At 66.8% G+C, this 17,878-nt stretch carries 21 protein-coding genes; 17 read left to right on the forward strand and 4 right to left on the reverse strand.

From position 1 onward, the window contains the following. Nucleotides 1-30 precede the first annotated feature (30 nt). The 3 genes from BMW87_RS12145 to BMW87_RS12155 all read left to right on the forward strand — a co-directional run bounded on the left by BMW87_RS12145 (nucleotide 31) and on the right by BMW87_RS12155 (nucleotide 2,559). On the forward strand, nucleotides 31-576 hold the full coding sequence (locus tag BMW87_RS12145) for an RBBP9/YdeN family alpha/beta hydrolase (protein ID WP_093076496.1): 546 nt from the start codon (nucleotides 31-33) through the stop codon (nucleotides 574-576). After that, a complete protein-coding gene (locus tag BMW87_RS12150; RefSeq protein ID WP_093057106.1) occupies nucleotides 576-1,538 on the forward strand; it encodes a ParB/RepB/Spo0J family partition protein in 963 nt (320 codons plus the stop codon). The genes BMW87_RS12145 and BMW87_RS12150 overlap by 1 nt, the downstream gene beginning before the upstream one ends. Before the next feature lie 115 nt (nucleotides 1,539-1,653). Continuing rightward, nucleotides 1,654-2,559, forward strand: coding sequence for a CsgG/HfaB family protein (locus BMW87_RS12155; protein WP_093057105.1), 906 nt, complete (start codon nucleotides 1,654-1,656; stop codon nucleotides 2,557-2,559). Between the two features lie 88 nt (nucleotides 2,560-2,647). On the opposite strand, the gene BMW87_RS12160 is transcribed toward BMW87_RS12155, so the two are convergent. Beyond that, a complete protein-coding gene (locus BMW87_RS12160; protein WP_093057104.1) occupies nucleotides 2,648-4,072 on the reverse strand; it encodes an FAD-binding oxidoreductase in 1,425 nt (474 codons plus the stop codon). A gap of 73 nt (nucleotides 4,073-4,145) precedes the next feature. On the opposite strand from BMW87_RS12160, the gene BMW87_RS12165 reads away from it, so the two are divergent. The 4 genes from BMW87_RS12165 to BMW87_RS12180 all read left to right on the forward strand — a co-directional run bounded on the left by BMW87_RS12165 (nucleotide 4,146) and on the right by BMW87_RS12180 (nucleotide 6,247). Further along, entirely contained in the window at nucleotides 4,146-4,646 is a 501-nt protein-coding gene (locus BMW87_RS12165) for a DinB family protein (RefSeq protein WP_093076663.1), read from the forward strand. A 14-nt stretch (nucleotides 4,647-4,660) separates the two neighbouring features. Continuing rightward, nucleotides 4,661-5,266, forward strand: a complete 606-nt coding sequence (locus BMW87_RS12170) for a cob(I)yrinic acid a,c-diamide adenosyltransferase (RefSeq protein WP_093076498.1) — start codon at nucleotides 4,661-4,663, stop codon at nucleotides 5,264-5,266. Next, entirely contained in the window at nucleotides 5,263-5,625 is a 363-nt protein-coding gene (locus tag BMW87_RS12175; protein WP_093057102.1) for a hypothetical protein, read from the forward strand. The genes BMW87_RS12170 and BMW87_RS12175 overlap by 4 nt, the downstream gene beginning before the upstream one ends. A gap of 106 nt (nucleotides 5,626-5,731) precedes the next feature. Then, entirely contained in the window at nucleotides 5,732-6,247 is a 516-nt protein-coding gene (locus tag BMW87_RS12180) for a class IV adenylate cyclase (RefSeq protein ID WP_093076499.1), read from the forward strand. Here BMW87_RS12180 and BMW87_RS12185 read toward each other — a convergent pair whose 3' ends face one another. Beyond that, nucleotides 6,248-6,886 carry a GDSL-type esterase/lipase family protein gene (locus tag BMW87_RS12185; protein WP_093076501.1) on the reverse strand — a complete coding sequence of 213 codons (639 nt, stop codon included), beginning with the start codon at nucleotides 6,884-6,886 and terminating at the stop codon, nucleotides 6,248-6,250. 156 nt (nucleotides 6,887-7,042) lie between these two features. Between BMW87_RS12185 and BMW87_RS12190 the strand changes: the two genes are divergently transcribed. From BMW87_RS12190 to BMW87_RS12225, 8 genes are all read left to right on the forward strand, one after another. After that, entirely contained in the window at nucleotides 7,043-8,224 is a 1,182-nt protein-coding gene (locus BMW87_RS12190) for an ABC transporter substrate-binding protein (protein ID WP_093076502.1), read from the forward strand. A 3-nt stretch (nucleotides 8,225-8,227) separates the two neighbouring features. Continuing rightward, nucleotides 8,228-10,057 (forward strand): ABC transporter permease, encoded by a 1,830-nt coding sequence (locus tag BMW87_RS12195; RefSeq protein ID WP_093076504.1) that lies wholly within the window; start codon nucleotides 8,228-8,230, stop codon nucleotides 10,055-10,057. A gap of 14 nt (nucleotides 10,058-10,071) precedes the next feature. Further along, nucleotides 10,072-10,641 (forward strand): OsmC family protein, encoded by a 570-nt coding sequence (locus BMW87_RS12200; RefSeq protein ID WP_093076505.1) that lies wholly within the window; start codon nucleotides 10,072-10,074, stop codon nucleotides 10,639-10,641. Continuing rightward, nucleotides 10,625-11,461: an ABC transporter ATP-binding protein gene (locus tag BMW87_RS12205; RefSeq protein ID WP_093076507.1), complete on the forward strand. Its 837-nt coding sequence runs from the start codon at nucleotides 10,625-10,627 to the stop codon at nucleotides 11,459-11,461. Before BMW87_RS12200 ends, BMW87_RS12205 begins: the two co-directional genes overlap by 17 nt. Further along, complete coding sequence (locus BMW87_RS12210; protein WP_256216735.1) at nucleotides 11,458-12,303, forward strand: ABC transporter ATP-binding protein; 846 nt, start codon at nucleotides 11,458-11,460, stop codon at nucleotides 12,301-12,303. Before BMW87_RS12205 ends, BMW87_RS12210 begins: the two co-directional genes overlap by 4 nt. Before the next feature lie 25 nt (nucleotides 12,304-12,328). Then, nucleotides 12,329-13,231 (forward strand): VOC family protein, encoded by a 903-nt coding sequence (locus BMW87_RS12215; RefSeq protein ID WP_093076508.1) that lies wholly within the window; start codon nucleotides 12,329-12,331, stop codon nucleotides 13,229-13,231. Between the two features lie 151 nt (nucleotides 13,232-13,382). Then, nucleotides 13,383-13,973: a dihydrofolate reductase family protein gene (locus tag BMW87_RS12220; RefSeq protein ID WP_093076510.1), complete on the forward strand. Its 591-nt coding sequence runs from the start codon at nucleotides 13,383-13,385 to the stop codon at nucleotides 13,971-13,973. Nucleotides 13,974-14,106: 133 nt separating this feature from the next. After that, nucleotides 14,107-14,544 carry an RcnB family protein gene (locus BMW87_RS12225; RefSeq protein WP_093076666.1) on the forward strand — a complete coding sequence of 146 codons (438 nt, stop codon included), beginning with the start codon at nucleotides 14,107-14,109 and terminating at the stop codon, nucleotides 14,542-14,544. 86 nt (nucleotides 14,545-14,630) lie between these two features. Here BMW87_RS12225 and BMW87_RS12230 read toward each other — a convergent pair whose 3' ends face one another. Together BMW87_RS12230 and BMW87_RS12235 are read right to left on the reverse strand one after the other, a co-directional pair. Then, nucleotides 14,631-14,894 (reverse strand): hypothetical protein, encoded by a 264-nt coding sequence (locus BMW87_RS12230; RefSeq protein WP_093057093.1) that lies wholly within the window; start codon nucleotides 14,892-14,894, stop codon nucleotides 14,631-14,633. A 127-nt stretch (nucleotides 14,895-15,021) separates the two neighbouring features. Continuing rightward, complete coding sequence (locus BMW87_RS12235; RefSeq protein WP_093076511.1) at nucleotides 15,022-15,966, reverse strand: CysB family HTH-type transcriptional regulator; 945 nt, start codon at nucleotides 15,964-15,966, stop codon at nucleotides 15,022-15,024. A 169-nt stretch (nucleotides 15,967-16,135) separates the two neighbouring features. Between BMW87_RS12235 and BMW87_RS12240 the strand changes: the two genes are divergently transcribed. Then, on the forward strand, nucleotides 16,136-16,738 hold the full coding sequence (locus tag BMW87_RS12240) for a TetR/AcrR family transcriptional regulator (protein WP_093076513.1): 603 nt from the start codon (nucleotides 16,136-16,138) through the stop codon (nucleotides 16,736-16,738). Nucleotides 16,739-16,956: 218 nt separating this feature from the next. Beyond that, complete coding sequence (locus tag BMW87_RS12245) at nucleotides 16,957-17,874, forward strand: alpha/beta fold hydrolase (protein ID WP_093076514.1); 918 nt, start codon at nucleotides 16,957-16,959, stop codon at nucleotides 17,872-17,874. The last annotated feature ends 4 nt before the right edge of the window (nucleotides 17,875-17,878 follow it).

Raw genomic sequence — 17,878 nt, forward strand, 5'->3', positions numbered from 1 at the left:
CTCGGCAAGGTGCTATCAAGTTCGTAGCAAATGACAACTCCGCGCATCCTGCTGCTGCCCGGTTGGCAGAACAGCGGCCCCGGCCATTGGCAAACCCGCTGGGAGTCGGTGTACGGCGATCACCGCGTCGATCAGCACGAGTGGATGCGCCCGCTGCGCGGCGACTGGTCCGCCCGGCTCGAAGAAGAAGTGCTGGCCTCGCCCGGCCCGGTGGCTTTTGCGGCGCACAGTCTCGGCTGCATCCTCGTTGCCGCGTGGGCCGCGCACTCGCGCAACACACACAAAGTGCGCGGCGCGCTGCTGGTCGCGCCCGGCGACGTCGAGAGCGACAACCTGCGCCAGCTGATTCCTGGCTGGGCGCCGATCTTGCGCAAGCCGCTGCCGTTCCCGGCGGTGCTGATCGCTGCCAACGACGACCCGTACTGCGAAGCCTCGCGCTCGCAGCAGCTTGCCAAAGACTGGAGCGCACGCTTCATCGATGCCGGTCCAGGCGGCCACCTGAATGCCGAATCCGGCCTGGGCGACTGGCCCGAGGGTCGGAAACTCCTGAACGAAATCTCGAAAGAAAAGAACTGATGGCGACCAAGAAACCCAAGGGCCTGGGCCGCGGCCTCGAAGCGCTGCTCGGCCCGACGGCCGCGCCTTCCGCCGACAACGGCAATGGCGGCAATTCGGGCTCGGAAGAGGGCGGCGCACAGAGGAATCCGACGACGCTGATGCTCGACCAGATGGTGGCCGGCGTCTACCAGCCGCGCACACGCATGGACGAAGGCGCGCTCTACGAGCTGGCCGAGAGCATCAAGGCGCAGGGCATCATGCAGCCGATCCTGGTGCGCCGGCTCGACGCCGAATCGGCAGCCGCCAAGAACGCCGAGTACGAAATCATCGCGGGCGAACGCCGCTTTCGCGCCGCTAGGCTCGCTGGCCTCGACAGCGTGCCGGTGCTGGTGCGCGACGTGCCCAACGAAGCCGCCGCGGCGATGTCGCTCATCGAGAACATCCAGCGTGAAGACCTCAACCCGCTGGAAGAGGCCCAAGGCCTGCAACGCCTGGTGAACGAGTTTGGGCTCACTCACGAGCAGGCCGCACAGGCCGTGGGCCGTTCCCGCAGCGCGGCGAGCAACCTGCTGCGCCTGTTGAACCTGGCCGAGCCCGCACAGCAGATGCTGATGGCCGGCGACATCGACATGGGCCATGCCCGCGCGCTGCTGTCGCTGGACCGTGGCACGCAGATCACGGCGGCCAACCAGATTGCGGCCAAGAAGATGTCGGTGCGCGAAGCCGAGGCGCTGGTAAAGAAGCTCGCGGCCGAGTTCACGCTCACGCCCTCGCGCCGCGGCAACGACGGCGAAAAGTCGCGCGACCTGCAGCGCGTGGAAGAAGAACTGGCCGACCTGCTCACCGCCGAGGTCGAGGTGCGCATCAAGAAGCGCAGCAAGCGCGGCGGCCGCATCGAGGAAAGCGGCGAGCTCGCCATCCACTTCGGCTCCATCGAAGCACTCAACGGATTGATCGAGCGCATCCGCCGAACGGCCTAGTGTTGTGAACTCGGGGACTGGCGTTCGTTTGATTGATTCCTGCAATCCTTTGCGCGTATCCTCGACCGCTGGTTTTTTCAATCCCAGATCTCTGAACAAACAGAGGGAGTCCACCATGCAGCTCACCAAGTTCCCGCTCGCGGCCATTGCCGTCGGCGCAGTTCTCCTCACCGGTTGCGCCACGACCGATATGCAAATGGGCAGCCAGTCGGCCAAGACCATGGCCACCGGCAGCGCAGCAGGCGGCGCCACCGACAACGCGAGCAGCCAGCTCGAGCGCTGCGAATCGCCGCTCGGCACGGTCTCTCTGATCGAGAACCAGAGCGCTGGCTGGTACACCATCCTCACCGGCGAATACAAGCTGCCGCCCACGGCCAACCTGCTGCGCCTGCTGGTGCAGCAATCGAACTGCTTCATCGTGGTCGAACGTGGCGCGGCCGGCATGAACGCCATGACGCGCGAACGCGCGCTGCAGCAGTCGGGTGAAATGCGCGGCGGCAGCAACTTCGGTCGCGGCCAGATGGTGGCGTCCGACTACGGCCTGTCGCCCGAAATCGTCTTCAGCAACAGCGATGCCGGCGGCGTCGGCGGCGCGCTCGGCGGCCTGGTGGGTGGCGGCCGTGGCCGAGCCCTCGCGGCCCTCGGCGGCAGCATGCAGACCAAGGAAGCCAGCGCGCTGCTGACCCTCATCGACAACCGTTCGGGCGTGCAGGTTGCGGCCGCAGAAGGCAGCGCCTCCAAGACCGACTTCGGCGCTTTCGGTGCGCTGGCCGGTCGCAGCGGCGGCGGCGGCGTGGGTGGCTACACCAATACGGCGCAGGGCAAGGTGATTGCCGCAGCCTTCATGGACGCCTTCAACCAGATGGTTCGTTCGCTGCGCAACTACAAGGCGCAGACGGTGCGTGGCCAGGGCCTTGGTGGTGGTGGGCGTCTGGGCGTGGATGGCGGCGCTGCGCCGTCGCAGACCTATGTGCCTGCGGAGAAGGCACCGGCACGCCGCCGCAGCAACAGCACCAACTGATAGCGCGGCAGCTGCCGCAAGCAAATCAAAGAAGCCCGGCGCTCTTGCGAGCCGCCGGGCTTTTTCATTGAACGCCTGAGCGAACGGGTCAGAGGCTGAAGATCTTGCCCGGGTTCATGATGTTCTTCGGGTCGAGCGCGCGCTTGATCGTGCGCATCATGTCGATCGCACCCACGCCCGCTTCGGTGACCAGGAAGTCCATCTTGTGCAGCCCCACGCCATGCTCGCCGGTGCAGGTGCCTTCGAGCGCCAGCGCGCGGCTCACCAGCGCGTGGTTCAGCTCTTCGGCCTTCACGCGCTCTTCGGGAATGTTCGGGTCGAGCAGATAGCCGAAGTGGAAATTGCCGTCGCCCACATGGCCGACGAGGAAGTACGGAATGCCGCTCGCATCGGCCTCGGCCACCGAGTCGAGCAGGCAATCGGCCAGGCGCGAGATCGGCACGCAGGTGTCGGTCGAGATCACGCGGCAGCCGGGGCGCGACTGCACCGCGGCAAAGTAGCTGTTGTGCCGCGCGGTCCACAGGCGCGTGCGTTCTTCGGGTGTGCTGGCCCATTCGAATGCGTTGCCGCCATGGCCGCTCGCGAGCTCCTGAACCGTCTCGGCCTGTTCCTTCACGCCGGCAGGCGAGCCGTGGAATTCCATCAGCAGCATCGGCTCTTCGCGCAGGTTCAGCTTGGCGTATGCGTTCACCATGCGCACCGTGTTCACGTCGATCAGTTCCACGCGCGCGATCGGCACGCCCAGCTGGATGGTCTCGATGGTCGTGCGCACCGCGGCCTCGATGCTCGGGAACGAGCAGATCGCCGCCGACACCGCCTCGGGCAGCGGGTAGATGCGCAGCGTGATCTCGGTGACCACGCCCAGCGTGCCTTCGCTGCCCACCATGAGGCGCGTGAGGTCATAGCCGGCCGAAGATTTCTTCGCGCGGGTACCGGTGCGGATGACCTCGCCGGCAGCAGTGACCACTTCGAGCGCCAGTACGTTCTCGCGCATCGTGCCGTAGCGCACCGCGTTCGTGCCGCTGGCGCGCGTGGCCGTCATGCCGCCGATGGAAGCGTCGGCGCCCGGGTCGATGGGGAAGAACAGGCCTGTGCTCTTGATCTCTTCGTTGAGCTGCTTGCGCGTGACGCCGGGCTGCACCGTTACCGTGAGGTCGTCGGCATTGATCGACAGCACCTTGCTCATGCGCGACACGTCGATGCTGATGCCGCCCTGCACCGCCAGCAGGTGGCCTTCGAGCGAGGAGCCCACACCGAAGGGAATGACGGGCACGCTGTGCTCGCTCGCGAGCTTCACCGCGTCGGCCACGTCCTGCGTGCTCTCTGCGAACACCACGGCGGAGGGGGGTGGTGCGTCGAAGGAAGACTCGTCGCGCCCGTGCTGCGTGCGCACTGCCATGGCCGTGGAGCAGTTGGCGCCGAAGCGGGCCTTCAGCCCGTCGATCAGGCTGGCCGGGACGTCGCGCAGATGAAGCTCCGGCATCAGGTGCGAGGTTTGGGTCGGGGCGTTCATCGGGAGTCTCCTGGCGGGTGAGGGTGATCGGCCATTTTACGGAGCGAGCACCATAATGCGCTTCGGAAAAAACATGAACCCCACGACCCTCTGCGCTCTCGCGGCCTTCCCGTCGCAACTGGAGGCCCACTACGCGGCCATTCCCACCGCCTACAGGCATTGGGCGCCGCCCTCGTGGGAGGGCGTGCCCAGCGAGGCCTTCACCGCCATCGAGCAGCTTTGCCATGTGCGCGACATCGAGATCGAGGGCTACCACGTGCGCTTTCGCCGCACGCTGCAGGAGGCGCACCCGACGCTCGCCTCCATCGACAGCGAACCGCTGGCCATCGAGCGCAACTACGGCACCGCCGATGCGGCGAAGGTGCTGGCCGAATTCCGCCTGGCACGCGTGCAGACGATGGAAATCATCTCCAGCCTGAGCGACGCGCAGCTCGCGCGCACCGCGGTGTTCGAAGGCTACGGCCCGCTCACGATGCGCAGCCTCATCCACTACCTCTGCAGCCACGACCAGCAGCATCTTGCGGGCCTGCAATGGCTGGCGGGCAAGATCGACGCATCGACCGTCGATCAGTAAGAACAGGAGCCTCCATGGGCAACCGACTTTCCCAGATCGCCACCCGCACCGGCGACGACGGCACCACCGGCCTCGGCGACAACACGCGCGTGCCGAAAGACCACTTGCGCGTGCACGCGATGGGCGACGTGGACGAACTCAACTCGCACATCGGCGTGCTGCTGTGCGAGCCCATGCCAGAGCCCGTGCGCGAGCTGCTGGTCGATGTGCAGCACCAGCTCTTCAACCTCGGCGGTGAGCTGTCGATGCCGGGTTTCACGTTGCTGAAGGCCGATGCGCTGCTGCAGCTCGACAACGCACTGGCCGAGCACAACGCCGCGTTGCCGCGCCTGGCCGAATTCATCTTGCCCGCCGGCACGCGCGCGGCATCGCTCGCGCATGTGTGCCGCACGGTGGCGCGGCGCGCGGAACGTGCCGTGGTCGCACTCGGCGCGACGGCCGAACTCAACGACGCCTTGCGCCAGTACCTCAACCGGCTCAGCGACCTGCTCTTCGTGCTTGCACGCGTGCTCAACCGAATGAACGGCGGCGACGACGTCTACTGGAAGAGCGAGCGCATGGCACGCGCAGCCGCTGCAGAAGCCGAAGCAGACGACACCGACACCAAGGAGGCCCCATGAAATTCCCGATCAACACCCTTCGCACCTCGCTCGCCGTGACGATGGCTGCCGCGCTGTGGTTGCCAGCCGGTGCACAGGCCCAGAGCGCGGACAACCCGCCCCAGGCGCAACGCGCCCACACCATCAAGTCGCCCTCCCGCAGCGGCAAGGTCGTGGGCAGCGTGCAGCGCGGCACCAACGCCGCGGGCCGCGGAGTCAACCGCGCAGACGCTGCCACGCGACGTGGCGTGAACAACGTGTCGGAGAAGGCCAGCCGACCGGTGCGCAACGTGGGCGAGGCCTTTGGCCGCAAGTTGTCACCCGGTTCCAGCGGTCGCGCTGCGCCGCCGCCTGTCGGTCCGCAAGGCAACGCGCCTTGATCCTCGCGGGTCAGTTCGGGGCGCGATCACGCCGACGGGGGACATTCGCGGAGGGGAGTACCCGGTGTCATTCGCACGCACCCCGAACAAAACCTCCAAGGCACAAATGGCAAGAAACATCGAGATCAAGGCCCGCATCGACAGCGTAGACCGCGTCGCAAGCATCGCCCTAACGCTGGCCGACCAGGGCCCCATCGAGATCGCGCAGGACGACACCTTCTTCCGCTGCAACGACAGCGCCGACCGCCTCAAGCTGCGCACCTTCGCGCCCGACCGTGCCGAGCTGATCTTCTACCGCCGCGCGAACAGCACCGGACCGAAGGAGTCGTTCTACCTGATCACGCCCTGCAGCACGCCCGACGTGCTGCGCGAATCGCTCACGCTCGCATGGGGACAGGCCGGCCGGGTTCGCAAGCAGCGCCGGTTATTCATCGTGGGCCGCACGCGTGTGCATCTCGACCGTGTCGAAGGCCTCGGAGAATTCCTCGAACTCGAAGTGGTGCTGGAAGAGGGCGAGTCCGCCGAAGCCGGCACAGCCGAAGCACACGCACTCATGTCGCAGCTCGGCATCAGCATCGACCAGCTGGTGCAGGGCGCCTACGTCGACCTGATCAACGGTTGATCAGCGCCAGCCGGCAGCCTTGAGCTGATCCGCCAGAAGCTGCGCGACCTTTTCATAGCCCCGTGCATTGGCATGGATGCGGTCGGAGCGCAGCGACGAATCCGACAGGACGCTCGAATACACATTGGCGACCAGCAGCGCCTGCTGCGACTTCGCCACCTCTTCGTAGAACGGCGCATCGCTGAGCGAGCCGACGGCCGCGCGCATGGCGTCGGGCGCCGGCGTGGCCAGCACGGCGACGTAGGGCGTGTGCGCACGCGCCTGGGTGATCAGCTCGACGAGGTTGTCGCGCGTTGCCGAGGCCGACACGCCGCGCAGCATGTCGTTGCCGCCGATGCCGATCAGGATCGCGTCGTAGCTCTGGGCACTCAGCAGGCCCGGCAAGCGCTGCAGCGCGCCTTCAGAGGTGTCGCCGTTGACGCCCGCGTTCTCGACCTGCCAGCCCGTGAGCGCGCCCAGTTTCACGGGCCAGGCTGCGTCGGGCGGTGCGCCATAGCCATGGGTCAGGCTGTCGCCCAGGGCCAGCACGTGGGCATCGGATTTCAGCGCGGTGGCCGACGCCTTGCGCTTGCCGCAGGCCGACAGAAGGGTGATGGCAGGCACGCCGGCCAGCAGGTGGAGGAGGTGTCGTCGCTTCATGTGGCGCGCAGCTTAAACGCAGCCTGAGGGCGCACGGGCGCTTGTCCCTTTGCTCGGAAAGCGCATAAGCCTCCCCGTTTTTGTTCGTTCCCGGCCGGTGGGCGCAGGCGAAGAATCGTTGCCCTGCACCTTCATTCATCTCCGGGGTTCGACACCATGCCGCTGCTCACTCGCCACCGCTTCCTGCGTCATGTGGCCGCTCTCTCCATGGCCTTGCTGGCCGCGCCCGTCGTCGCCTGGGCCGCGCCCGCCACCGGCGAGCCCGTGTGGTTCGGCGTGAGCGGTCCGCTCACCGGGCAGAACGCGCAGTACGGTGCGCAGTGGAAGGCGGGCTTCGACCTTGCCCTCGAACACATCAACGCGCAGGGCGGCATCCACGGCCGGCCGCTGGCCTACAACTTCGAGGACAGCCAGAGCGATCCGCGCCAGTCGGTGGCCATTGCGCAGAAGCTGGTGAACGACAAGCGCGTGCTCATCGAGCTCGGCGACTTCTCCAGCCCGGCCTCGATGGCGGCCTCGCCCATCTATCAGCGCGCGGGCCTGGTGCAGCTGGGCTTCACCAACTCGCATCCCGACTTCACCAAGGGCGGCGACTACATCTGGAGTCCCTCGATCAGCCAGGCCGACGCGCAGCCGCTGCTCGCCGAACTCGCGGTGAAGACGCTGGGCTTCAAGCGCATCGCCGTGCTGTACCTCAACACCGACTGGGGCCGCACCAGCAAGGACGTGCTGGTGAAGGCCGCGCAGGAACGCGGCGCGCAGCTCGCGATTGCCGAGGGCTACCAGGCGGATGAGAAAGACTTCCGCTCGACGCTGGTGCGCGTGCGCGACGCCAACCCCGACGGGCTGGTGCTCATCTCCTACTATCCCGACGGCGCGCTCATCGCGGGCCAGGTGCGCAGCGTGGGTCTCAAGCAGCCCATCGCGGCGGTGGGCTCGGTGTATTCGCCGAAGTTCATCGAGCTCGGTGGCGCGGCGGTGAACGGCATCTACACCAACACCGCCTTCTATCCAGAGGAGCCTCGCGCCGAGGTGCAGGACTTCGTGAAGAGCTTCCGCGCGAAGTACGGCAAGGAGCCAGACGCCTTCAACGCCTATGCCTATGACGCAGTCGTGTACGCCGCCGCAGCGCTGCGCCAGGCGGGCCCCAGGGCCGACCGCAAGGCCGTGCGCGACGCGTTCTACAAGATCAAGGACGTGCCCAGCGTGATCTTCGGCAAGGCGAGCTTCGACCCGCAGACGCGCCGCGTGATCGGCGTGAAGAGCGTCAACCTCGTCGTGAAAGAAGGCAAGTGGGCGCAGGTCGACGAGAAGGCAGCCGTGGCAGTGGCCAGGTAGTCGATGAGCTTCACCTCCTTCTTCGACTACACCGTCAACGGCCTGATCATCGGCAACATCTATGCGTTGCTGGCGGTCGGCCTCGCATTGATCTTCGGCGTCTCGCACCTCATCAACTTCGCGCACGGCTCGGTGTACACGGTGGGCGCGTACATCGGCTGGGCGTCGATCACCTTCCTGCACACGCCGCTGCCGGTGACCATCCTGCTGGTGGTGCTCGGCTCGGGCGCGCTCGGCATGCTGATCGAACGCGTGGGCCTGCGCCCGCTGCAGGGCGCGGCACGCATCGCGCCGCTGCTGGCGACCATCGGCATCAGTTTCGTGCTCGACATCGTCGTGCAGCTGGTGTTCAGCCCCGACCCGCGCTCGCTGCCCACGCAGCTGCCCGACTGGCGCCTGCAGATCGGCACCGGCACCATCGGCGCGCTCGACATCCTGATCGCGGGCATCGGCATCGCGAGCGCGGCCGTGCTGTTCGTCTTCCTGCGTTTCACGAAGCTCGGCTGGGCCGTGCGCGCCACCGCGCAAGACCGCGACGCGGCCCAGCAGATGGGCGTGGACGTCGACCGCGTGAACCAGACCGTGTTCGCCATCGCCGCCGCGCTTGGCGGTCTCTCGGGCCTGCTGGTGGGCATGTACTACAACAACATCAGCCCGGCGATGAGCTTCCAGGCCACGCTCAAGGGCGTGGTGGCCACCGTGGTCGGCGGCGTGGGCAACGTGCCGGGCGCCATCGTCGGCAGCCTGCTGTTGGGGCTGATCGAAAGCTATGGCGTGGCGATCCTCGGCACGCCGTATCGAAATCTCTTTGCCTTCGCGCTGCTGCTGGTCATCCTGGTGTGGAAGCCCAACGGGTTGTTCGGACGCAAGCGCGCGTTGCCGCCGGAGCCGCTGACGGGCACCTTCATCGCACCGAGCAAGCCGTGGCATGTGCCGCGGCGTCTGCTCCTTGCGTTGTTTGTAGCAGCGGTGGCGTTGCCGCTCTTCGATCCATCGCCGTACCTGCTGCAGACGCTCACCAATGCGTGGCTCTACGGTGCGCTCGCGTTGAGCCTCACGCTCGTTGCCGGCACCATCGGGCAGATCTCGCTGGGCCATGCGGGGCTGCTGGCCATCGGCGCGTATGCATCGTCGCTGCTGGTGCTCGACCTGCACCTGCCGGTCGGCACGGGCATCGTGCTCGCGGGCATCCTCACCTCGCTGATCGGTACTGCGCTGATCTTCCCTGCCTTCAGGCTGCGTGGCCACTATGTATCGATTGCCACGCTCGGCATCGGCGAGATCGTGGCGCTCACCATCCTCAACTGGGAAAGCCTCACGCACGGGCCCATCGGCGTCTCGGGCATTCCGCCGCTCTCGCTGTTCGGGCGCGATGCATCGTCGAACGAGGCCGTCTACTGGGCATCGTTCGGCGCGATGGTGCTGCTGGCGTTGCTGCAATGGCGTCTGCTGCGTTCGCACCTGGGCCGCACCTTCCGCGCGGTGCGCGAAGACGAAGTGGCCGCGCGCGCCTACGGTGTGAGCCCCGATCGCTACAAGGCGCTGGCCTTCGGCTTCGGCGGTTTCGCGGCCGGCGTGAGCGGTGCCTTCACTGCGCACATGTACTCGTACATCAACCACGAGACCTTCGGCTCGCAGATCTCGATCCTCGCGCTGACGATGGTGATTCTCGGCGGGCTCGGGAACATCAGCGGCGCTCTGCTCGGCGCGGTCGCGCTCGTGAGCCTGCCAGAGCTGTTCCGCGTGACGGCCGAGTACCGCATGCTGATCTACGGCGTCGCGCTGCTTCTCTTGATCCGCTTCCGCCCGCAAGGCCTGCTGGGCACCGTCTGAAAGAACACATCACCATGAGCAACCTCAACGACTACCTCGCCGAGAAACGTGCCGCCGTGCTGGCACGCAATGCCGCCGTCGAAGCGGGCACCGCGCAGCCTGTGCAACTGAAGGCCAGCGTGAAGGCAGAAGGCCGCAGCGGCGTGCGCCGCCTGCGCATCCGCGAGCACCAGATCATCAGCGACAGCCCGCCGGACTTCGCGGGCTACAACCTCGGCCCCAGCTCGCCCGAGCTGCAGCTGGGCGTGCTCGGCACCTGCGTCACGCACATCTTCCTGATCCAGGCGGCCGAACGGCAGGTGCCGCTCGAAAGCCTCGAAGTGGAAGTGACCGGCATCATCGATCCGCGCGGCGGCAAGCCGGGCCATGAGAAGACGCCGATCTGGCCGCACGAGATCGGCTACACGGTGCACATCGATTCGTCCGCGAGCCGCGAAGATATCGACGCGCTGTTCGAGGCGGTGGAGCGCAACTGCCCGATCCTCAACCTGCTGCGCAATCCGCAGACCATTCGCGCCGAGGTGAAGCTGGTCAACTCGAAGGCGCAAGCGGCGAAGAAGGAAGCCGATGCCATCGCTGCTTGAGATACGCGGCCTCACACGCCGCTTCGGCGGGCTCACGGCCGTCGATGCCGTCGACCTGCACGTGGGCGAGGGCGAACTGCTGAGCGTGATCGGGCCGAACGGCGCGGGCAAGACTACGCTGTTCAACCTTGTCACCGGCCTCGACAAGCCCGACGCGGGGCAGGTGCTGTTCGACGGACAGGACATCACCGGACTGCCGGCAGAGCAGCTCGCGCAGCGCGGGCTGGCGCGCACCTTCCAGCATGGGCGTGTGTTCGCGAACCTCTCGGTGCTCGACAACGTGCTGGTCGGCGCACACACGCGGCTGCGCGCCGTGAAACCTCGCATCGGTGGTGTGCCAGGGTTGGGTGCGTTGGCCGAACTCGCGCTCGCGCTGGTGCAGCCCGGTGCCGTGCGTCGCGAAGAACAGGCGCTGCGTGAGGAGGCACGAGAAATCATCGCGCTCTTCGGCGAACGCCTCGCACCGCGCATCGACCATCCCGCGTACAGCCTCTCGTACGCCAACCGCCGCCGCGTGGAGATCGCACGGGCGCTGGCGCTCAAGCCGCGCCTGCTGCTGCTCGACGAGCCCACTGCTGGCATGAACGAGAGCGAGACGGCGGAGATGCTGGAGATCATCCGCGGCCTGAAGGCGCGCGGCCAGACCATCCTGCTGATCGAGCACAAGCTCGACCTGGTGATGCAGCTGTCCGACCGCGTGGCCGTGCTCGACGACGGCCGCAAGATCGCCGAAGGCCTGCCCGACGAAGTGCGCAACGACCCGGCGGTGATCGAGGCGTACCTGGGCCATCGCCATGTCGGAGAGGCGGTGCCCGCATGATCGCCACCGTCGCGCGCACCGGTCTTTCTCCTTCGCCCCTCTGGGGAGAGGGCAGGGACGAGGGGCTGCCCGAACGCGCCGCTGCACCTGCTTCCAGCGGGTCGCTGCAGCCCCTGCTCCAGCTCAGGAAGATCAACAGCTTCTACGGCCCCGTCCAGGCCCACTTCGACCTCGACATCGAAGTGCGCAAGGGCCAGATCGTCAGCCTGCTCGGCGGCAACGCCAGCGGCAAGTCGACAACAATGAAGATCGTGCTCGGCCTGCTCAAGCCGCGCTCGGGCGAAGTCAATTTCAACGGCGAATCGATGCTCGGGCTGAGCACGCCGCAGATCATCCGCCGCGGCATAGGCTCGGTGCCCGAAGCGCGCCGCCTGTTTCCCGCAATGACCGTGCGCGAGAACCTGCTGATGGGCGCCTATGCGCGCAGCGACCGCAAGGCCGTGGCCGAAGACCTCGAACGCATGCTGGAGCTGTTTCCGCGCGTGGCCGAGCGCATCGAGTTCCAGGCCGGCACGCTCTCGGGTGGCGAGCAGCAGATGGTGGCGATGGCGCGCGCGCTCATGGGCCGCCCGCAGCTCATCTGCATGGACGAGCCGACCATGGGCCTGTCGCCGCTGTACGTCGACAAGGTGCTGGAACTCATCGCGCGCATCAACAGCCAGGGCGTGTCGGTGTTCATGGTCGAGCAGAACGCGAGCCTCGCGCTGCAGATTGCGCATCACGGCTATGTGCTGCAGACGGGGCGCATCGTGCTCTCGGGCCCGGCGCGCGAGCTGCTGGCCGATGCGCGCATCCGCGATGCCTACCTTGGCGGTGATGGCGCGGCGCGCACTGCTTCCTGATCCGGCCATCCACGGGAGAAAACACATGTCATTGAAACTCGACCACATCGTCATCGCGGTGCACGACCTCGAACGCACCATCGCCGACTACGGCGCGCTGGGCTTCCATGTGCTGCGCGGCGGCGACCATCCGGGCCGTGCCACGCACAACGCGCTGGTGGTGTTCGGCGACGGCAGCTACTTCGAGCTGATCGCATGGCGAGAACCGTCGCCCACCGAACGCTGGTGGCAGCTGCTGCAACGCCACGGCGAAGGCATTGTCGACTTCGCGCTGCTGCCGCGCGATACCGCCGCCACCGTGGCCGACGCGAAGGCGCGGGGGCTCGCACTCGATGGCCCGCTCGACGGCGGCCGCGTGCGCCCCGATGGCGAGCGCCTGCGCTGGCAGACGGCGCGCGCCCCGTCTGCCGACTTGCCCTTCCTGTGCGGCGACCTCACGCCGCGCGCATTGCGCGTGCCCGAAGGCGATGTGCGCGTGCATGCCAACGGCGCGCTCGGTGTGGCGAGCCTGGCCATTGCGGTGCGCGATCTCGACGCCACGCTGGCGCGCTACCGCGCCTTGCTCGGCACCGTGCCTGACGATGCCGACACGCACATCGGCGAGCCCGTGGCGGTGCCCGGCAGCAACGTGCGGGTGGCGATCATCGCGTTGGGAAGCAGCGTGCTCGTGCTTTCATCGCCGCGCGAGAACAACAATGTGCCGGATGCGGAGGAGGGCAGCGGCATCCTCGCGCAACGCATTGCGGCGCGCGGTGAGGGCCCGTATGCGCTGGTGCTGCATACCGACAGGCCGCAATCTACCGGCACCTTCGACCTTGCACGTGCGCATGGCGCACTGATCGAACTCGACCTGCCACCGCTGGACCGTCACGTGAAGCACGGCAGCAGCTCGCGCAGCGACCAGGTCAACAGCCTGGTCGGCGGATGAGCTGGCCGTTGCCGCACCCTTGAGCATCTTGTATCGACGTTAGTGCCCGCCGAGATGTGCCTTGCGCAGCTCGGCCTGCATCTTCTTCTGCATACTGGCACTGCTTGCATTCAACAAGCGGTTGTTTCAGTCCTCACGAAGGAGAACCGGTATGAGAAAGCTCATCCTCCAGATGCAGATGTCGGTCGACGGCTATGTCTCACCGGCCAATGGCAACCTCGACTGGCAACTGTGGGGTTGGGGCGAGCGCTGGGCCTGGGACGACAGACTGAAGCAAGACTTCAACGCCGTCTTCGAAGATATAGACACCATCCTGCTGAGCCGGCTGATCGCGGAAGAGGGCTACCTTGATCACTGGGGTCGCGCGGCGAAGAATTTTCCCGCGAACCCGCACTACGCCTTTGCGCAGAAGATCGTCGATGCACGCAAGGTGGTGCTCACCGACAAGCTCGCGGCCTCGCGCTGGGAGCGCACCGTCATCGCGCGCGGCGGCATGGCCGAGGAGGTTAATGCGCTGAAGCGTGAACCGGGCAAGGACATCATCACCATCGGCGGTGTCGGCTTCGCATCCGCGCTGGTTGCAGCGGGGCTGGTCGACGAGTTCCAGTTCTTCGTGAACCCCATGGCGGTGGGCGCGGGGCGTTCGGTGTTCCACGACCAGCGCAAGGGCCACAAGCTGCGGCTGCTGCGTTCGACGGCGTACGAATGCGGCATGGTGGTCAACTGCTACACGCCGGGTTGAGCGGCTTGAAGGACAAGGCGCCGCGCGGATACCAGCGCTTACCTGATTTCACCTGACCGCGACCTGAAGTGCCCGAAGCGGACACAAGTGCGGCCCACAATGGACTCGTCATCAACGCATGAAGGAGTTCCAGATGATCAGCAATTCAAAGAGCATGGCAGTCGCCGCAGCAGCGCTCGCGATGTGCATGGCCGCAGGGAGCGCCTTTGCGCAAGACCGTCATGGCGATGGTCGTCCGGGCGATGGCCGTCCAGGCGACGGACGCTATGAACAGCGCGACCGCAATTTCGACCGCCGGGGTGGTCCGCAAGGCGGTTACTACCGCGGCAACCAGGACTTCCGCGACGGCCGCCAGTTCGATCGCCGTGGCTTCCCGCAGCCGCATGCCGAATGGCGCCGTGGTGGCCGCGTGCCGCCCGAGTACCGTGGCCGCAACTACGTGGTGCAAGACTGGCGTGCCTACCGCCTGCAGCAGCCGCCCCGTGGCTATCAATGGGTTGGCGTGGGCGGAGACTTCGTGCTCGCGGCAATCGCCACCGGTGTGATCGCAAACATCATCGCTGGCCAGTAAACAGACGGCCAGTCGGGCAGACAGCACAAAAACCGCCACAGGCAACTGTGGCGGTTTTTCTTTTGATGGAACGCCGGAGCCGGTCTTCAGACCAGCGCGGTGGGCGCCGATTGGGCGCACACATTGCGCCCGGTGATGGTCAACCGCAGGCCGCCACCATGCCACTCGAGCCAGTTGAGGCTCACATACGCGTCGATGTCGGCATCGTCGATGCGGTCTGCCTGGCGGCTTTGCAGCAGCTCTACCGTTGCGGGCAAGGCTCGTCTCAATCTCTCACGCCGCTCGGCTGCATTGGCCGCCTTGAGGGCGGCCCTTGTTTGCTGTTGCTGCTGCTGCGGGGTCGATGCCATTGCTGATCCGTTTCCAGGAAGCCAGGGAATTAACCCGAATGTACGCCCCTTGTGTGAAGCTGCATTCTTCTTTTTTAACCATTCTGTCGTCCGCAGTACACACCACGCCGCAGCCTCTGGACAGGCTCTAGATTTCGTAGTGAGAGGCCCTGGCCTCGTCGCCCAGAGCCTTCTCGACGACCGCGCGCGTCAGCGTCGGCGCGAACGACTCGATGAAGGCATAGACGTACTTGCGCAGGTAAGTGCCACGCCGCACCGCGAGCTTGGTGAGGTTGATGCCGAACAGCCGACCCGCATCGAGCGCGCGCAGCTGCGTGTCGCGCTCGGCTTCGTAGGCCACGCCGGCGACGATGCCAATGCCCAGGCCCAACTGCACGTAGGTCTTGATCACGTCGGCGTCCATCGCGGCCAGCACGATGTTGGGTTGCAGCCCGCGCTGCTCGAAGGCTTCGTCGATGCGCGAACGGCCCGTGAAGCCCGTGTCGTAGGTGATCAGCGGATAGCGCGTGAGCGCTTCGAGCGTCAGCGGGGCGTCGAGCAACGGATGCTCCGGCGGCACGATCACCGAATGCGTCCAGCGATAGCAGGGCAGGGCAACCAGCTGCGGATAGTCGCCCAGAGCCTCTGTGGCGATGCCCACGTCGGCTTCGCCGTCGAGCAGCATCTGCGCGATCTGCTTGGGAGAGCCCTGGTGCAGGTGCAGCTTCACGTTCGGAAACTGCGCGCGGAATTCCTGCACCGCCACCGGCATTGCATAGCGCGCCTGCGAGTGCGTGGCGGCCACCGAGAGCAGGCCGCTCTGCTGCGCGACGAACTCCTGGCCTGCGTGGCGCAGGTTGCTGCTCTCCATCAGCATGCGCTCGATGATCGGCAGCACGTGCCCGCCGGGCTCGGTGAGCCCCGTGAGCCGCTTGCCGGCGCGCACGAAGAGCTCGATGCCGAGTTCCTCCTCGAGCTCGCGGATCTGCCGGCTCACGCCGGGCTGGGAGGTGTGAAGGGTGTGGGCGACTTCGGTCAGGTTGAAGCCGCAACGAACGGCCTCGCGTACCGAGCGCAGTTGTTGGAAGTTCATCTGGCGCGGAGGAGTCATCAGGGCCCCGGTTGGGGCCGACCGGCGATTCTCGGCAGAAGTGCTTATTCGGGGAACGATGCGTTTGTTGGTTTCACATGAGTAAAACATCTTTAAGGCGCTCCCGGAGTGGCTGTTTGAAATTTCGCACGACTGTGCTAAAGTTCGCCGCATGGACGCCAAGACCCAGAAAAGCGAACTCACCCGCGCCGCCATCGTCGGCGCGGCGATGAACCTTGCGCTGGCCGAAGGCCTGGAAGCGATCACGCTGCAGGCCGTGGCCAGCCGGCTGGGCCTGTCCAAGAGCGGCGTGTTCTCGCGCGTGGGTTCGCGCGAGGCGCTGCAGAAGGCCGTCATCGAAGAGTACGGCCGCGGCTTCCTGGCCGAGGTGTTCGTGCCCGCCATGCAAAAGCCCAAGGGCCTGCCCCGGCTCAACGAGATCGTCGCGCGCTGGATCGCCCGCACGCGCGACGTCGAAATGCACACCGGTTGCCTCTACACAGCCGGCGCCTTCGAGTTCGACGACCGCGAAGGCGAGCTGCGCGACATGCTGCTGGGCGAGATCACCCGCTGGCGCGCTGCGCTGCGCCGCACCGTGCTGCAAGCCATCGAGACCGGCGAGCTCAAGGCCGACACCGACCCCGCACAGCTCGTGAGCGAAATCAACGGCCTGACCATGACCCAGCTGCACGACGCGCGCTTCCTGCGCGATCCGCAGGCGGCCGACCGCGCCATGCAGACCTGGCAGCGGCTTCTTTCCAGCTACCTCGCCTGACCTGTTCACGAAGCAGGCGGATCTCTCACGTTTCCATTTGCCAGAATTTCGCACAGTCGTGCGATAAACAGGAGAAGCACCATGCTGATCATTGCCCTCTTTCTTGCCGCCTACGCGCTCGTCGTTGGTGCCAAGGGCCTTCGCGACACCTTGCGCAGCCTGCCCCGAAGCAACCAGGACTGGGTCTGGTACTGAACGCCCTGAAAGAACGCTACGCCATGACGAGCACTTCCACCCCGGCCGCCGGCCATGCCGCGCAGTCGAACTACTACAAGCCCAGCCGCACGATGCGCGCGCTGCGCTTCGGCCTGACCACGTCGCAGCGGCTCTGGCCCGCGCTGGGCGTGCGCGCCGCCTACCGCCTGTTCGGCACGCCGCTGCCGCCCAAGTGGCTCTACCGCGGCCAGGGCCCCGGCGCGGAATGGCGGCGCGAGGGCTGGGCCTTCGAAGACGCGAGCGTCGGCATCTACCACCTGGCTGCGCAGGACTCGGGTGCCGAGTCGGCGCCGGTGGTGCTGCTGGTGCATGGCTGGGGCGGGCACGCGGGGCAGATGCTGCCGCTCGCGCAGGCCGTGGCGGCTGAGGGCCTGCGGCCCGTGCTGCTCGAGCTGCCGGCGCATGGCCGCAGCGCGGGCACGATGAGCAACTCGCCGCAGTTCGCGCGCGCCATTGCCTACGTCACGGCCCGGCTCGTGGCAGATGGCCACGCGTTGCGTGCCGCAGTCGCGCACTCGCTTGGCGCCAACGGGCTTGCGCTCGCTGCGGCGCGCGGCCTGCCGGCAGAGCGCCTCGTGCTGCTCGCGCCGCCCGCTTCGCCGCGCGAATACACGCGCTACTTCGCGCACACCTTCGGTCTCAACGAAGCCACGCGCCTGTCGATGCAGCGGCTGTTCGAATCGCGCGAAGGCGTGCTGATGCCGCAACTGGAGCCAGCGGCGGTGGGCCCGCGCATCGCGCAGCCCACGTTGATCGTCCATGACCGCGATGATCGCGTGAACCGCTTTGCCGACGCCGAGGCGTATCGCGACGCGATAGCGGGCGCCCGGCTCGTGGCTACGCAGGGCTGGGGGCATCGCCGCATCCTCAAGGAGGCCGAGGTACTGGCGCAGGTCACGCGCTTCGCGGCGGCGGACTGAACCC

The organism is Variovorax sp. OV084 (assembly GCF_900111625.1).
In the GTDB taxonomy this organism is placed as follows: domain Bacteria; phylum Pseudomonadota; class Gammaproteobacteria; order Burkholderiales; family Burkholderiaceae_C; genus Variovorax.

Bases quoted from the DNA above. Each gene is read 5' to 3' on its own strand.
- BMW87_RS12195 (WP_093076504.1), top strand. From the start codon at position 8,228: ATGAGCTTCACCTCCTTCTTCGACTACACCGTCAACGGCCTGATCATC.
- BMW87_RS12205 (WP_093076507.1), top strand. From the start codon at position 10,625: ATGCCATCGCTGCTTGAGATACGCGGCCTCACACGCCGCTTCGGCGGG.
- BMW87_RS12210 (WP_256216735.1), top strand. From the start codon at position 11,458: ATGATCGCCACCGTCGCGCGCACCGGTCTTTCTCCTTCGCCCCTCTGG.
- BMW87_RS12165 (WP_093076663.1), top strand. From the start codon at position 4,146: ATGAACCCCACGACCCTCTGCGCTCTCGCGGCCTTCCCGTCGCAACTG.
- BMW87_RS12245 (WP_093076514.1), top strand. From the start codon at position 16,957: ATGACGAGCACTTCCACCCCGGCCGCCGGCCATGCCGCGCAGTCGAAC.
- BMW87_RS12185 (WP_093076501.1), bottom strand. From the start codon at position 6,886: ATGAAGCGACGACACCTCCTCCACCTGCTGGCCGGCGTGCCTGCCATC.
- BMW87_RS12230 (WP_093057093.1), bottom strand. From the start codon at position 14,894: ATGGCATCGACCCCGCAGCAGCAGCAACAGCAAACAAGGGCCGCCCTC.
- BMW87_RS12200 (WP_093076505.1), top strand. From the start codon at position 10,072: ATGAGCAACCTCAACGACTACCTCGCCGAGAAACGTGCCGCCGTGCTG.
- BMW87_RS12190 (WP_093076502.1), top strand. From the start codon at position 7,043: ATGCCGCTGCTCACTCGCCACCGCTTCCTGCGTCATGTGGCCGCTCTC.
- BMW87_RS12145 (WP_093076496.1), top strand. From the start codon at position 31: ATGACAACTCCGCGCATCCTGCTGCTGCCCGGTTGGCAGAACAGCGGC.
- BMW87_RS12220 (WP_093076510.1), top strand. From the start codon at position 13,383: ATGAGAAAGCTCATCCTCCAGATGCAGATGTCGGTCGACGGCTATGTC.
- BMW87_RS12215 (WP_093076508.1), top strand. From the start codon at position 12,329: ATGTCATTGAAACTCGACCACATCGTCATCGCGGTGCACGACCTCGAA.
- BMW87_RS12160 (WP_093057104.1), bottom strand. From the start codon at position 4,072: ATGAACGCCCCGACCCAAACCTCGCACCTGATGCCGGAGCTTCATCTG.
- BMW87_RS12150 (WP_093057106.1), top strand. From the start codon at position 576: ATGGCGACCAAGAAACCCAAGGGCCTGGGCCGCGGCCTCGAAGCGCTG.
- BMW87_RS12180 (WP_093076499.1), top strand. From the start codon at position 5,732: ATGGCAAGAAACATCGAGATCAAGGCCCGCATCGACAGCGTAGACCGC.
- BMW87_RS12155 (WP_093057105.1), top strand. From the start codon at position 1,654: ATGCAGCTCACCAAGTTCCCGCTCGCGGCCATTGCCGTCGGCGCAGTT.
- BMW87_RS12175 (WP_093057102.1), top strand. From the start codon at position 5,263: ATGAAATTCCCGATCAACACCCTTCGCACCTCGCTCGCCGTGACGATG.
- BMW87_RS12225 (WP_093076666.1), top strand. From the start codon at position 14,107: ATGATCAGCAATTCAAAGAGCATGGCAGTCGCCGCAGCAGCGCTCGCG.
- BMW87_RS12170 (WP_093076498.1), top strand. From the start codon at position 4,661: ATGGGCAACCGACTTTCCCAGATCGCCACCCGCACCGGCGACGACGGC.
- BMW87_RS12240 (WP_093076513.1), top strand. From the start codon at position 16,136: ATGGACGCCAAGACCCAGAAAAGCGAACTCACCCGCGCCGCCATCGTC.
- BMW87_RS12235 (WP_093076511.1), bottom strand. From the start codon at position 15,966: ATGAACTTCCAACAACTGCGCTCGGTACGCGAGGCCGTTCGTTGCGGC.